This window comes from Pseudomonas nitroreducens, from assembly GCF_014204515.1.
Classification (GTDB): domain Bacteria; phylum Pseudomonadota; class Gammaproteobacteria; order Pseudomonadales; family Pseudomonadaceae; genus Pseudomonas; species Pseudomonas nitritireducens_A.
Window position 1 is genome coordinate 271425 of the sequence record NZ_JACHLI010000004.1, and the last position, 13655, is coordinate 285079.

Sequence of the window (13655 nt, forward strand, 5' to 3'; positions counted from 1 at the left end):
AGTCGTGCCAGACAGCAGAAGGCCCGCACGGGGCGGGCCTTCTTTGCAGTGCGTAGGGCCTGGGTCAGGCGCCGTGGCACTTCTTGTACTTGCTGCCGCTGCCGCAGGGGCAAGGATCGTTGCGGCCCACGTCCTTGAGCGGGTTACGGGCCGGCTCGTGGCTGTGGTTGCAATGCGGGCCGTGCACGTGGCCATGGTCATGGTGGTGGTCATGATCGTGGTCGTGGTTGCAGTTCGGACCGTGTACGTGGGGTTCCTGGCTCATGGTGACGCTCACTCGGGGATGAAATCGCCGGGAATTATCTCGCCATTGCGGGCGATGTGCACGCTCTGTCCGAACAGCAGGCCGGTCTTCACTTCACCGGTGAGGCTGTACTTGATCGGCTTGTCCGGGTCTTCCAGCAGCTTGACGATGTACTTCATGTGCCGCCACAGGTTGGTGGTCACCGGCACCTCGAAGGTTTCGTGACCATTGGCCGGCACTGTGAACCAGTCGTTCGACTCGCCCTCGGCGAGATCGACATCATTGAGCTTGACCTTGTAGGCCAGGCCGCGGACCGGGAGGCTGAAGTCGTTCGGATTGTCGATGCGGAAGTGCAGGACGAATTCCTGTTCCAGCAGGCGAGCCTTGACGACGTCCACCTTCTGCAGCTTCACGTCGGGTTGCTCGAAATCACCAGCCATCCAGCTACAGCCCGATACGAAACCGAACAGCCAGATCAGGCTGAGAATTCTTATCATTTGCGCCTGATAATTCATGTCTACCCCTCAAGACGCCCCAGTGTACCAAGCACCTGCTCGGCTGCAAGTTGTTGTTAGGTTAAAAGAAGCTGCACCATACTGGCCGAATGTAACCGGCGGGTTAACACAGGAGAGTGAAGATGAGCCGCTATGAGATCGCTTTCTCGGGCCAGACGGTGCCGGGTGCTCAACTGGAGACCGTGAAAGCCAACCTGGCCCGGTTGTTCCAGGCCGACGCCCAGCGCATCGCGCTGCTGTTCTCCGGGCGCCGCATGGTGATCAAGAACAACCTCGACGCGGAGGCGGCGGAGAAGTACCGCAGCGTGATCGAGCGCGCCGGCGCCGTCGTCGAGGTGGTCGACATGGATGCGCAGATCGAGGAGATCGAGCTGGCGCCACCGCCGCCCGCCGAGCCGGTCGCCGCTGCGCCGCGGTCGACGGCAACTGGCGAAAGTGCGCCGCAGGGCCGCCTGAAAGTGGCCCCGCGCGATGAGTACATGGCGGCATTCGCCGATGTCGAGGCGCCGGACTTCGGCCTCGCCCCGGTGGGTTCCGACCTGCAGGACGAGAAGCCCGAGGCCCAGGCGCCGCGGGTGGACCTCAGTCAGTTCAGCGTCGCCCCGGTGGGCAGCGACATGGGCCAGGCCAGGCCCGAACCTGCGGGGCCGGCACCGGACACCAGTCACCTGAAGCTGGCGGACTGATCAGTCGCCCTGGTGCGGGTCGTCCTGGTAGACGAACTTGGGCATTTCCCAGTGGAAGCGGATCGCCAGCATGCGGAACAGGAAGCCGGCGAACAGGGTGATCAGCATGGCCTGCTCCTTGGGCAGGTCGATCTGCAGGCAGATCAGGTAGCACCAGGCGCTGGCGAAGGACACGCTGGCGTACAGTTCGCGGCGGAAGATCAGCGGCACGTCATTGCAGAAGATGTCCCGCAGGATGCCGCCGAATACCCCGGTGATCACTCCGCTGACGGCGGCGATCAGCAGGCTGTGGCCCATTTCCAGGCTGACCTGGCAGCCGATCAGGGTGAAGGCCACCAGGCCCACGGCGTCCAGCGCGAGGAACAGCGAGCGCAGGTGGCGCATCAGCGGGGCGATGAACACGGTGATCAGGGCTGCTGCGGCGGTAAGCGCGAGGTACTCCGGGTGGCGTACCCAGGTCAGCGGGTAGTGGCCCAGCAGCATGTCGCGCACCGAGCCGCCACCCAGGGCGGTGACGCAGGCCACCAGCACTACGCCGAACAGGTCCATGCTGCGCCGCCCGGCGGACAGCGCGCCGGTCATGGCTTCGGCGGTGATGGCGATGATGTAGAGAACGGTCAGCAGCATGGCGAGGTCCGGCAGGAGTAGCCGGTGCGGCGATTGGCCGCCGCCCCGGAAAAAAGCGCGGATTCTAGCCCAGACACCTCAGGCCCCCAAGGGGGACGGATCGGCGCTTGCCTCGATCCTGCCTTACTCAATCCAGGGACCGCAGCATTTCTTCAGCTTGCCGCCCGCACCGCAGGGGCACGGATCGTTGCGGCCGAGCTTCATCGGCACGGTGGGGTCGAGGAAGTACCAGCGGCCTTCGCGCTGGACGAATCCCGAGCATTCGCGATGGCTGTGCTCGCCATTGGCGTCGTGCCAGCGCGCGACGAAGGTTACCCGCGCGTGTTCCGGCTGGCCGCCGAGCACTTCGTGGCTTTCCACCTCCAGGCCCAGCCAGGTGCTGCCCAGGCTCCAGGTGCGGATCGCTTCCAGGTCCAGGCCCTGTTGCTGGGCGGGCAGCGTGGTAGCGCGCAGGTAATCCACCAGGCCCAGGGCATAGGCGCTGTAGCGCGAGCGCATCAGCGCCTCGGCGGTGGGCGCGGCGACGCCGGCATGCAGGCGCCCGCAGCAGTCGGGTAATGGGCGGCCGCTGCCGCAGGGGCAGGTCGGTTCGGTCATGGTCACCACCAGTACTTGCCGAAGTTTTGCGGGTTGGCCCAGAACTTCGCGTTGAGCCAGTCCGGGACCTGTTTGTACTCGCGCAGATCGTAGGTGAACAGGGTGATCACCTGGGCGTCGCGCTGGAAGCGTTCGCTGGCCTGCATGGCCAGCGCGTAGAAGTCGGCGTCCTGCGCCTGCGCGGCATCGAGGTCGACCAGCACCGCCACGCGGCTGCTGTTGAGGTTGCGGATGCCGCCCACCAGTTGCTGCGCTTCGCGGCGCGGCAGGTGCTCCAGGCAATCGGCCAGCAGCGCGAGGTCGTAGCGCTGGCCCGCCAGGTCGGCTGGCAGCGCCCCGGCGTCGGCGTGAAACAGTTCGCAATCCGGGTGCGCCGCGAGGAAGGCATCCACCGCCGGAATCTGGCTGGCGCCCACCAGCAGCAGGCGCTGCGGCGCATAGCGATCGAGCAGGGCGGCGAGGGCTTGTTGCGGGGTGCGTGATGAAATCATGGGACTCGTCGATGCAAAAAATAATGAACGAAGACTAGCGTGTGACACCCATATGGCCTAGTGCTGGCGCATTCTGTCAGTCACGTCTTTACTCGGTAATTGTCGGTCAAGACCCGATCATTAGAGGAGACTTAACTTTATGAGCATCAAAAGGACCGCTTTACCCCTGCTGCTGGTAAGCACGTTGCTCACCGGTTGCGCAGGGTTGCAGAAGTCCGACTGGCCGACTTGCGCCGTGGTAGGCGGTGTGGGTGGCGCAGGTTTAGGTTCCATCGAAAGCAGCGCCTGGGCGGGCTGGGGCGCCCTGATCGGTGGTGTACTGGGTGCGTCCTACTGCTGGGTGCATGGCGCCGCCGAGCAAGTGGCCGAGGTCCCGCCGCCCGCTCCGGCTCCGGAACCGGCTCCGGCTCCGCTGCCCAAGGAAGAAACCATCGTCGTGCGTGACCTGCACTTCGCCTTCGACTCGTCGAAGATCGATGCGCAGGACAAGGACAAGCTCGACACCATCGCTACCCGCCTGAAGGGTGAGGCTGCGACCACCGAGCTGAACATCGGCGGTCATACCGACAGCATCGGTACCGACGCCTACAACCAGAAACTGTCCGAGCGCCGCGCCAACGCCGTGTCCAACTACCTGGTCGATGCCGGCGTACCTGCCAGCAGCATCAAGTCGGTGGTCGGTTATGGCGAGAGCCAGCCGGTGGCGGACAACAAGACCAAGGAAGGCCGCGCCGAAAACCGTCGCGTGGAAATCAAGATCACTCGCCAGTAACTTTGGCGTGATGTGCGCAAAGGGGGCCCTGGTGGCCCCCTTTGTCATTCCCGGTTGCCACTGGCATCGCCCGGTGCGGAGGCGTATGTTCCCCGGCAAAGAAAAACACGGGGGCATTTCATGAAAGCGTTGTTGGGGCTGGGCAAGCTGATTGCCCTGATGTTCTGGCTGGCGGTGCTGGCCAACCTGATCCAACCCTTTGCACATCCCTTCGCGCTGCTGCTCAATGCGGCCGGTGCGCTGATCCTGCTGATCCACATCCTTGAAGTCCTGGCGCTGCGCAAGCGCCTGCAGGGCCGCCCGCATCCGGGCATGGACCGCCTGCAGATCCTGCTGTTCGGTGTCTTCCATTTCGCCACCCTGCCGCCGCCGGAAACCGCAAAAGTAGAAGGAGATACCCATGCGTAAATCGCTGCTGGGCCTGGCGCTGTTCGCCCCGCTGGCCTGTTCGGCTGCCGGCACCGTCTCGGTGGAGGCCAATACCGTGCTGCGCCTGCCGGTGAAGGGCGACAGCCTGAGCCTGGATCGCATCAGCGTCGGCCCTGAGGGCGCGCTGCTGATCCCGTCGCGAGTCAAGGAGCTGAAGATCGGCGAACTGGAGCTGGCGAAGAACGCGCGGATCGGGGTGTTCCCCGGCAGCGATGCGCTGCAGATCGAGGTGCAGCACGGCAACCTCGCCGACGGCAGCGTGATCGCCGCGCAAGGCAGCTCCGGCAGTTTCGAGAAGCCCGCCAGCGCCGGCCGCAACCTGGTCCTGCGCCTGCAGGACGTGCAGGTGGACAACCTGCTGATCGACGTCCGTGGCGGTGTCGGTGCGCCCGGCTACGACGGCCTGGATGGCGGCAGCGCGCAGACTTCCGGCTGCCTGTGGGGCAGCGGGCGTTCCGCCGGTGACGGGCAGAACGGCGCCGATGGCCAGCAGGGTGCTGCTGGCGGCGTGGTGCGCCTGGAAGTGCCCGAGCAGTTCGCTGTCGAGAAGGTCAAGGTACGCCTGGAAGGCGGCGCGGGCGGAGCGGGCGGCAAGCCCGGCAAGGCCGGCCTGCCCAGCGGCAGGAAGGGCTGCTGGTTCTATTCGGTGGCGGGCGAGAAGCCCGGCGCCCGAGGCCAGGGCGGTGCGGAAGGCGCGAAGGGCGGCGAAGGTCGCCTGGACGTGAAGCGCTTCTGAGTCGCAGCTAGCCAGTAAGGGACTGCTCAGTAAAAAGCCCGTCCGGCAAGCGGACGGGCTTTTTTATGGACGGCGCGCCGTCTTACCAGTGCGGGCGCGCAGCAACAAAGGCCACCAGTGCCATGCCGATCAGCAGGTTCAGGCCCACGGTCTTGCGGATCCTGCCCAGCGCGGCGCCACCGGCCGGCCAGTCCTCGGCACCGACTGCGCGGCGCAGTTCTGGCAATTGCAGCGCCTGGATGCGCAGGAACAGCGCGAGCATCGCCACATACAGTCCCATCATCACCTGCACGTAGCGCGGCGCGCCGGCCATGCCGTTGAAGCTCAGGTGCAGCATGCCCACGCCGGTCACCGGCAGCAGGATTACCGCTGCCCACACCCAGCGGAAGAAGCGCGGAAACACCTCCAGCCACAGCTTCAGCCGGGCCGGCGGCTCCAGCGCGGCCACCGCGGCCGGGCGCAGCACCATCCAGGCGAAGAACATGCCGCCGACCCAGACCAGGGCGGCCAGCAGGTGCAGGGCATAGACGAAGGCAAAGGGTGTCATTCGGACGATCTCCGCTGGCGATAAAGGACAAGCGCGCTATCATAGCCGCCGATTCGAACCACTGAAAATTTATCCAGCATCCGGATGTGTCCTCGAGGCATGCTCCGGGGCCCGGGAAGTCCATGCTCAGCACCGAACTCAAAGGCACGATCCAGGGCGCCTACTCGCGCTTTCTCGAGGCCAAGGAACTCAAGCCGCGCTACGGCCAGCGCCTGATGATCGCCGAAGTCGCCAAGGTCCTGGGGACCATCGCCACTGACGAGGAAGGCCATCGCCTGGGCGATGCCGCCGTGGTCGCGGTGGAAGCCGGCACCGGCACCGGCAAGACCGTCGCCTACAGCCTTGCCGCCATCGCCTGCGCCAAGGCTGCCGGCAAGCGTCTGGTGGTCGCCACCGCCACCGTCGCCCTGCAGGAGCAGATCGTCCACAAGGACCTGCCCGACCTGCTGCGCAACTCCGGCCTGTCGTTCAGCTTCGCCCTGGCCAAGGGCCGTGGGCGCTACATGTGCCTGTCCAAACTCGACCACCTGCTGCAGGAAGGCCAGGCGCAGAGCGCCACCGCCCAGCTGTTCGAGGAGGAAGGGTTCCGCATCGACGTCGACGAGACCTCCGCCAAGCTGTTCAACCAGATGATCGAACGCCTGGCCGGCAACCGCTGGGACGGCGACCGCGACTCCTGGCCCGAGGCCATCGAGGACGCGCACTGGGCGCAGGTCACCACCGACCACAGCCAGTGCACCAACCGGCATTGCCCGAACTTCCAGCAGTGCGCCTTCTACAAGGCGCGCGAAGGCATGACCAAGGTCGACGTGATCGTCACCAACCATGACCTGGTGCTGGCCGACCTGGCCCTGGGCGGCGGCGCGATCCTGCCGGACCCGCGTGAAACCCTCTACGTGTTCGACGAAGGCCACCACCTGCCGGACAAGGCCATCGGCCACTTCGCCCACTTCACCCGCCTGCGCGCCACCGCCGACTGGCTGGGCCAGGTGGAGAAGAACCTGACCAAGCTGCTGGCGCAGAACCCGCTGCCGGGCGACCTCGGCCGGCTGATCGAGCAGGTGCCGGAACTGGCCCGCGAGCTGCGCACGCACCAGCAGTTCATGTTCACCGCCTGCGAGGAGGTCGGTGACTTCCGTGCCGGCGAGGACATGGAAGGCCGCGAGCGGCCGCGCCATCGCTTCGTCGGCGGGGTGATTCCCGAGCACATCCGCGACATGGGCATCGAGCTGAAGAAGGGCTTCTCCAAGCTCACCGACCTCTTCACCCGCCTGACCGAACTGCTCAAGGAAGCCATGGACGGGGAGGGCAGCGTCGGCATCGCCAGCCACCAGGCCGAGGAGTGGTACCCGCTGTTCGGCAGCCTGCTGTCGCGCGCCCAGGGCAACTGGGAGCTGTGGACCGCCTTCACCAGCGAAGACCCGGAAGACAGCCCGCCCATGGCGCGCTGGCTGACCCTGGCCGAGAGCGGCACCTTCTACGACATCGAGGCCAACGCCAGCCCGATCCTCGCCGCCGAGACCCTGCGCCGCAACCTGTGGAACGTGGCCTATGGCGTGCTGGTGACCTCCGCGACCCTCACCGCACTGGGCACCTTCGACCGCTACCGCATGCGCGCCGGCCTGCCACGCGCCGCCGTTACCGCCGTGGTGCCGAGCCCGTTCCACCATGCCGACGCCGGTGTGTTGCGGGTACCCGACCTCAAGGCCGACCCGCGCGACGCTGCCGCCCATACCGCGGCGATCATCCGCGAGCTGCCGGAGATAGTCGAAGGCTCGCGCGGTTCGCTGATCCTGTTCTCCTCGCGCAAGCAGATGCAGGAAGTCTTCGACGGTCTCGACCGAGACTGGCGCAAGCGCGTGCTGATCCAGGGCAACCTGTCCAAGCAGGAAACCCTGAACAAGCACCGCTCCCGCGTCGACGACGGCGAGCCGAGCGTGCTGTTCGGCCTGGCCAGCTTCTCCGAAGGCGTGGACCTGCCCGGCGCCTACTGCGAACACGTGGTGATCGCCAAGATTCCCTTTGCCGTGCCGGATGACCCGGTGGAAGCGGCGCTGTCGGAATGGATCGAGGCGCGCGGCGGCAATCCGTTCATGGAGATCGCCGTGCCCGACGCTTCGCTGCGCCTGGTGCAGGCCTGCGGCCGCCTGCTGCGCACCGAGCAGGACCGCGGCACCATCACGCTGCTGGACCGCCGCGTGGTGACGCAGCGTTACGGCAAGGCCATTCTTAATGCGTTACCCCCATTCCGCCGCGAAATAGCTTGATCAGAGTTTGATCAGCTGCGCGTCGGCATAACTGCGTTGGAAGCTGGCCCGTGATGCTCATTTACTGCGTGTAAACTCCGCTCCCGGGCCAGCTTCCGCCTTGTTCTGCTCTAGCTCGCAAGATCCTTGAGCTCTGAGCGGATAATGCTTCCTGGTTGAACCAAACGACCGCCTTGAGGCGGCGTGTAGTAAGGACAAGGACACATGATCGCTTTGCGTTGGCATCTGCCCCTGCTGCTCAGCCTGGCCATCGCCAGTGCCCCGGCCTGGTCGGCCGGCGGCAATGAAACCCTGTTCAACTTCGTCAAGCCGATGGCCGTGGTCAGCGTCACCACGCAGAACGCCGACCTGCCCAGCTCCACCGCCGAGGCCACGCCCGAGGGCGAGATCCTGCGCCGGGTGAACTTCAACCCGGCACCACAGCCGACCCTGCGCCTGGCGCCGTCCAGCGGCAGCTGGGACTGGTCCCAGGCCGACAGCGTCAGCCTGCGCATCCAGAACGCCATGGACTGGGCCATCACCCTGGAAGTGGAGATCGAAGGCGTCGCCGGCGCCCCCGGCCTGCGCGCGAGCATCGCCTTGCCGCCGGGGCCGGCGCAGACCCTGGTGATCCCGCTGCACGCCATCGCCCCGGAAGACTTCGGCATGCGCGCCGGCGTGCCCATGCCCGTCACCCAGGACGGCCAGCGCCTGCTGCTGGCCAGCAAGGTCACCGGTGAGCTGAACCGCAGCCAGGTCGGCGCGGTGAAGCTGTTTCTCACCTCGCCCAAGGCGGCGCAGGACATCCTCGTCGGCCGCTTCGGCACCCGCGCCGGCAACGACGAATACCACAAGGCCTACACCGGCATCGTCGACGCTTTTGGCCAGTCCACCCGCAGCGACTGGCCGGAGAAGGTGAAGAGTCCCGAGCAGTTGGCCAACGCCTGGAAAGCCGAAGGCGAGCAACTGAAGAAGTGGCAGCCGGCGCCCGGCCGCGATGCCTTCGGTGGTCTGCTCGACGGCCCGGCCTTCGAGGGCACCGGTTTCTTCCGCACCGAAAAGCGCAACGGTCGCTGGTGGCTGGTGACGCCCGAAGGGCATTCGTTCTGGTCCATGGGCGTCAACGCGGTGAACGCCGACAGCAGCCAGACCTACGTGGAAGGCCGCGAATACATGTTCGCCAGCCTGCCCAAGGAGGACGAGCCGCTGGCCGCCTTCTACGGTCAGCGCGACGACCGCAGCGGCGTTGGCGCCCAGCAGGGCCGCGCGTTCGGTAATGGCCGCTGGTTCGACTTCTACGCCGCCAACCGCTTCCGCGCCGACGGTGGCCTGACCGCCGATGCTGCCGCAGCCGCCTGGCGCGAGCGTACCGTGCAGCGCCTGGGCTCCTGGGGCTTCAATACCCTGGGCGACTGGAGCGATCCGGCCTTCGCCGACGATCCGCGCCTGCCCTACAGCGTGCCGCTGTCCATCAGCGGCGACTATGCCACCGTCAGCACCGGCTACGACTGGTGGGGCGCCATGCCCGATCCGTTCGACCCGCGTTTCGCCATGGCCGCCGAGCGCGCCATCGCCATCGCTGCCCGCGATCACCGCGAGGATGCCTGGCTGCTGGGTTACTACGCCGACAACGAGCTGGCCTGGGCCGGCCGCAGCGACGATGCCCAGGGGCATTACGCGCTGGCCTTCGGTGCGCTGAAACTGTCCACCGACAGCCCGGCCAAGCGCGCCTTCATCAAGCAGCTCAAGGACAAGTACCAGGAGCACGAGCACCTGGCCGAAGCCTGGGGCGTGCAGCTGGGCGCCTGGGAAGACCTCGACGCGCCGGGCTACCAGGCGCCGGTCCCGAGCGAGGCGCACCCGGCCATCGCCGAGGACTACAGCGCCTTCCTGCGGCTGTACGCCGACCAGTACTTCAAGACGCTGAAGGACTCGCTGAAATGGCACGCGCCGAACCACCTGCTGCTCGGCCCGCGCTTCGCCGTCAGCACGCCCGAGGCCCTGGCCTCCTGTGCGCAGTACTGCGACATCCTCAGCTTCAACCTCTATGTACCGCTGCCCGAGCAGGGCTTCGACGCCAACTACGTGAAGAGCCTGGACAAGCCGGTGCTGATCACCGAGTTCCACTTCGGCTCCCGTGATCGCGGGCCGTTCTGGGGCGGCGTCGCCGAGGTCTACAACGAGCAGCAGCGCGGCGAGGCCTACCAGCGCTTCCTCAGCGAAGCGGCGAAGGCGCCGAATATCGTCGGCGCGCACTGGTTCCAGTACCTCGACCAACCGGTGACCGGCCGCCTGCTCGACGGCGAGAACGGCCATATCGGCCTGGTCGGCATCACCGACCTGCCGTTCACCGGCTTTGTCGATGCCGTGCGCAAGGCCAACCAGCAGACGCTCAAGGGCATCGACGAACTGGCCCGTGCCGCTGCCAAGGCGGCGCCTGAGCCGGCGCCGACACCGGCTCCGGCCGAAGACGACAGCGCTGACGAGGAACAACCGTCGCAGCAATGATCCGTCATTCCCGCGGCAGCACCCTGCCTTCGGCAGGGTTCCCAGGGGCGAAGCGCGCTGGAACAATGGCGCCCTTCGCCCCTGTGCATGTCCGGAGCTTGAAATGACCCTGAACGGCCACTGTGATCCGCGCTTCACCCCCGTTGCCGATGCCTTCAGCGCGCTGTTCGAGGACCCGCAGGAGCGCGGCGCGGCACTCTGCATCCAGGTCGGCGGCGAGACCCTGGTCGACCTCTGGGCCGGCAGCGCGGGCAAGGAGCCGGGCCAGGACTGGCAGGCCGACACGCTACTCAACCTGTTCTCCTGCACCAAGACCTTCGCCGCCGTTGCCGCGCTGCAACTGGTGGGGGAGGGCAAGCTGGAGCTGGACGCCCCGGTGGCGCGCTACTGGCCGGAGTTCGGCCAGAACGGCAAGCAGGACATCAGCGTGCGCCAGCTGCTGTGCCATCGCGCCGGACTGCCGGCGATCCATGAGCCGCTGGCGCCCGAGGCGCTGTATGACTGGAACGCCATGACCGCCGCACTGGCCGCCGAAACGCCCTGGTGGACGCCCGGTGCCGAACACGGTTATGCGCCCATCACCTACGGCTGGCTGATCGGCGAAGTGATCCGCCGGGTCGACGGTCGCGAGCCCGGCGCCGCCATCATCGAGCGCACGGCGAAACCCCTGGGGCTGGATTTCCATATCGGCCTCGCCGACAGCGAGTTCCACCGCGTGGCGCACATCGCCCGTGGTAAGGGCAATCTGGGTGATGCCGCCGCGCAACGCCTGCTGCGCACCATGATGACCGACGCCGCAGCGCTCTCCACCCGCGCCTTCACCAACCCGCCCTCGGTGCTCACCAGCACCAACAAGCCGGAGTGGCGGCGCATGTCGCAGCCGGCGGCCAACGGCCACGGCAATGCGCGCTCGCTGGCCGGTTTCTACAGCGGCCTGCTGCAGGGCAAGTTGCTGGACGAAGCGCTGCTGGCCGAACTGACCCGCGAGCACGCCCTGGGCGACGACCGCACCCTGCTGACCAGCACCCGCTTCGGCCTGGGCACCATGCTCGACCAGCCGCAAGTGGCCAACGCCACCTACGGCCTCGGCCCGCGGGCCTTCGGCCATCCGGGCGCCGGTGGCTCCATCGGCTTCGCCGACCCCGAACGCGAGCTGGCCTTCGGCTTCGTCGTCAACACCCTCGGCCCCTACGTGCTGATGGACCCCCGCGCCCAGCGCCTGGCACGCCTCGCCGGCGACTGCCTGTAACGACGAGCGGGAGGAACCTTCCTCCCGCTGCGTCTTCTTAAGCTCGTCCGCTTTTGCCGTCGCCAACGATGCGACGGCGTTCCGCTTCATTCGCCGAGAGGCGCCGCTCGTCAGTTAGAGATTAAAATCTCGTTCCAACTGAGTAAGTTATGTACAACTCTTAAGCTGATTGCTGAAGTCGGGGTGCGGCTGACACTCTGTCGCACCCGGCCTCCCGTCATGTTCCGCCTTATGGAAGCGCTCCCATGAACCTGCTGTTCTCGAACTCGCTGAAACTCTCCACCCTGGCCCTGTGCGTCGGTCTTTCCGCCTGCAGCCAGTTCCAGTCCGCGGACTCGGCGCAGGCTGCGCCGGACACCGCTGCCGCTGCCAAGCCTGCGGCCGGCGCCAGCCACTGGTGGTGGCCCTTCGGTGGCGATGAGGAAGTGACCGCTGCCGCGCCCGCGCCGCAGAAGAAAGCGGTGGAAGCGCCCAAGGTCGCCGATGCCGGCAGCAAGCAACCCGGTGGCCACTGGTGGTGGCCGTTCGGGGTGAGCGAGAGCCAACCGGGCGCCGACAAGGCGGCCAAGCCGCAGGACGTGAAGGTCACCAAGGAGTGGCTGGACCAGCACGAGAAGTCCCTGCGTGCAGCGGTGGCCGGTAGCAAATTTACCGTCGAGCGCCGCGACAACGCGCTGGTGCTGATCGCCCCGGTGGAAGGTTCCTTCAACCCCAAGCGTCCTGAACTGCTGCTGCCGGTGACCCTGGCGCCGCTGGGCAACGTGGCGAAGATGCTGCAGAACGACCCGGAAAGCGGCGTGCTGGTGCTCGGCCACAGCGACAGCTCCGGCGACAAGGTGACCAACGACAAGGTCAGCCTGCAGCGTGCCCAGGCGGTATCCTCGATCTTCCGTCTCAGCGGCCTGGGCGCCGACCGCCTGCGCCTGAAGGGCGTCGGTTCCAGCCTGCCGCGCGCCGACAACGCCAGCGTCGAAGGCCGCGCGCTGAACCGCCGCGTCGAAGTCCTGGTGACCCAGCGCACCAGCCTGCTGGCCCTTGCCCAGGCCAACTGATCGTCGCGCAAGGCGTCATTCCGCCCGGAATGACGCTTGTCGTGGATCAAGCGCGAAGGCGCAACTCTGGATAAGCTTAACGACTTCTTCTGCAGGAGATTTCCGATGGCCCAGACCCTGGCCGATATGCGCCGCGAATACACCCGTGATGGACTGACCGAGGCTCAGGCCCCCGCCGAACCGTTCAGCCTGTTCAGCCAGTGGTTCGAGGACGCGGTGAAGACCGAGCAACTGCCGGTCGAGCCCAACGCGATGATGCTCGCCACCGCCGACGCCGACGGCCAGCCGCACTGCCGGGTGCTCCTGCTCAAGGGCCTGGACGAGCGCGGTTTTACCTTCTTCAGCAACTACGAAAGCGCCAAGGGCCAGCAACTGACGGAAAACCCGCGCGCGGCCATGACCTTCTTCTGGCCGGCGCTGGAGCGTCAGGTGCGCATCGAGGGGCGGGTGGAGAAGGTCTCCGCGGAGGAGTCCGCCGCCTACTACCGAGTGCGTCCGCTGGGAAGTCGCCTGGGTGCCTGGGCATCGCCGCAGAGCCGGGTGATCGACGGGCGTGGCGAACTGGAACAACTGCTGGCCGAGACCGAACAACGCTTTGCCGACGAGGCGCCAAGCTGCCCGGACTTCTGGGGCGGCTTCCGCCTGCTGCCCAGTCGCATCGAATTCTGGCAGGGCCGCCCGAGCCGCCTGCACGACCGCCTGAATTTCCGCAACGAAAATGGCACCTGGGTGCGCGAGCGGCTGGCTCCCTGAGAAAAATGCCACCCGATGCTCCGAAGGCGGCCCATTCGTAGGAGCAACTGCCTCTGCTTCGGAAATCTGTGCCTGAGTTTCCCTCTCCCTAACCCTCTCCCTGAAGGGAGAGGGGACCGTTCGGTGCAGGTTGAAACGATGGCGTCAGCCGGCACAGACAGCTCCCTCTCCTTTCGGAGCGAGGCGCACAGCCAGGGCGGGGG

Annotated in this window: 15 protein-coding genes; 9 read left to right on the forward strand and 6 right to left on the reverse strand. The window is 66.7% G+C overall.

The genetic code is table 11. The annotated features are described in order from the left end of the window. Window positions 1-64 precede the first annotated feature (64 nt). Both HNP46_RS07755 and HNP46_RS07760 read right to left on the reverse strand, forming a co-directional pair. On the reverse strand, window positions 65-265 hold the full coding sequence (locus HNP46_RS07755; RefSeq protein ID WP_024765232.1) for an SEC-C metal-binding domain-containing protein: 201 nt from the start codon (window positions 263-265) through the stop codon (window positions 65-67). Window positions 266-273: 8 nt separating this feature from the next. After that, window positions 274-759 (reverse strand): LEA type 2 family protein, encoded by a 486-nt coding sequence (locus tag HNP46_RS07760; protein ID WP_184587446.1) that lies wholly within the window; start codon window positions 757-759, stop codon window positions 274-276. Window positions 760-881: 122 nt separating this feature from the next. Here HNP46_RS07760 and HNP46_RS07765 point away from each other — a divergent pair, with 122 nt between their 5' ends. Continuing rightward, window positions 882-1445 carry a hypothetical protein gene (locus HNP46_RS07765; protein ID WP_184587448.1) on the forward strand — a complete coding sequence of 188 codons (564 nt, stop codon included), beginning with the start codon at window positions 882-884 and terminating at the stop codon, window positions 1443-1445. Here the strand turns inward: HNP46_RS07765 and HNP46_RS07770 are convergent, their stop codons facing one another. The 3 genes from HNP46_RS07770 to HNP46_RS07780 form a co-directional block, all read right to left on the reverse strand. Beyond that, the gene (locus HNP46_RS07770) at window positions 1446-2072 is read right to left on the reverse strand and encodes a trimeric intracellular cation channel family protein (RefSeq protein ID WP_184587450.1); all 627 of its coding nucleotides are present in this window, start codon (window positions 2070-2072) and stop codon (window positions 1446-1448) included. It abuts the gene before it with no gap. 123 nt (window positions 2073-2195) lie between these two features. Then, window positions 2196-2669: a YchJ family protein gene (locus HNP46_RS07775; protein ID WP_184587452.1), complete on the reverse strand. Its 474-nt coding sequence runs from the start codon at window positions 2667-2669 to the stop codon at window positions 2196-2198. A 2-nt stretch (window positions 2670-2671) separates the two neighbouring features. Then, the gene (locus HNP46_RS07780) at window positions 2672-3160 is read right to left on the reverse strand and encodes a DUF6231 family protein (protein ID WP_184587454.1); all 489 of its coding nucleotides are present in this window, start codon (window positions 3158-3160) and stop codon (window positions 2672-2674) included. 139 nt (window positions 3161-3299) lie between these two features. Between HNP46_RS07780 and HNP46_RS07785 the strand changes: the two genes are divergently transcribed. The 3 genes from HNP46_RS07785 (at window position 3300) to HNP46_RS07795 (ending at window position 5097) form a co-directional block, all read left to right on the forward strand. Further along, a complete protein-coding gene (locus HNP46_RS07785; protein WP_184587456.1) occupies window positions 3300-3932 on the forward strand; it encodes an OmpA family protein in 633 nt (210 codons plus the stop codon). 120 nt (window positions 3933-4052) lie between these two features. Continuing rightward, window positions 4053-4340, forward strand: a complete 288-nt coding sequence (locus HNP46_RS07790) for a DUF1145 domain-containing protein (protein WP_184587458.1) — start codon at window positions 4053-4055, stop codon at window positions 4338-4340. Beyond that, a complete protein-coding gene (locus HNP46_RS07795) occupies window positions 4333-5097 on the forward strand; it encodes a collagen-like protein (RefSeq protein ID WP_184587459.1) in 765 nt (254 codons plus the stop codon). The genes HNP46_RS07790 and HNP46_RS07795 overlap by 8 nt, the downstream gene beginning before the upstream one ends. An 82-nt stretch (window positions 5098-5179) precedes the next feature. Here HNP46_RS07795 and HNP46_RS07800 read toward each other — a convergent pair whose 3' ends face one another. Continuing rightward, a complete protein-coding gene (locus tag HNP46_RS07800) occupies window positions 5180-5644 on the reverse strand; it encodes a CopD family protein (protein WP_184587461.1) in 465 nt (154 codons plus the stop codon). 122 nt (window positions 5645-5766) lie between these two features. On the opposite strand from HNP46_RS07800, the gene dinG reads away from it, so the two are divergent. The 5 genes from dinG (at window position 5767) to pdxH (ending at window position 13452) form a co-directional block, all read left to right on the forward strand. Beyond that, a complete protein-coding gene (dinG, locus tag HNP46_RS07805; RefSeq protein WP_184587463.1) occupies window positions 5767-7911 on the forward strand; it encodes an ATP-dependent DNA helicase DinG in 2145 nt (714 codons plus the stop codon). A 204-nt stretch (window positions 7912-8115) separates the two neighbouring features. Beyond that, window positions 8116-10398 (forward strand): beta-galactosidase, encoded by a 2283-nt coding sequence (locus tag HNP46_RS07810; protein WP_184587464.1) that lies wholly within the window; start codon window positions 8116-8118, stop codon window positions 10396-10398. A 103-nt stretch (window positions 10399-10501) separates the two neighbouring features. Further along, window positions 10502-11647, forward strand: a complete 1146-nt coding sequence (locus HNP46_RS07815; RefSeq protein ID WP_184587466.1) for a serine hydrolase domain-containing protein — start codon at window positions 10502-10504, stop codon at window positions 11645-11647. Window positions 11648-11892: 245 nt separating this feature from the next. Further along, window positions 11893-12699, forward strand: coding sequence for an OmpA family protein (locus tag HNP46_RS07820; protein WP_184587468.1), 807 nt, complete (start codon window positions 11893-11895; stop codon window positions 12697-12699). 105 nt (window positions 12700-12804) lie between these two features. Next, on the forward strand, window positions 12805-13452 hold the full coding sequence (gene pdxH, locus HNP46_RS07825; protein WP_184587470.1) for a pyridoxamine 5'-phosphate oxidase: 648 nt from the start codon (window positions 12805-12807) through the stop codon (window positions 13450-13452). Window positions 13453-13655 lie beyond the last annotated feature (203 nt).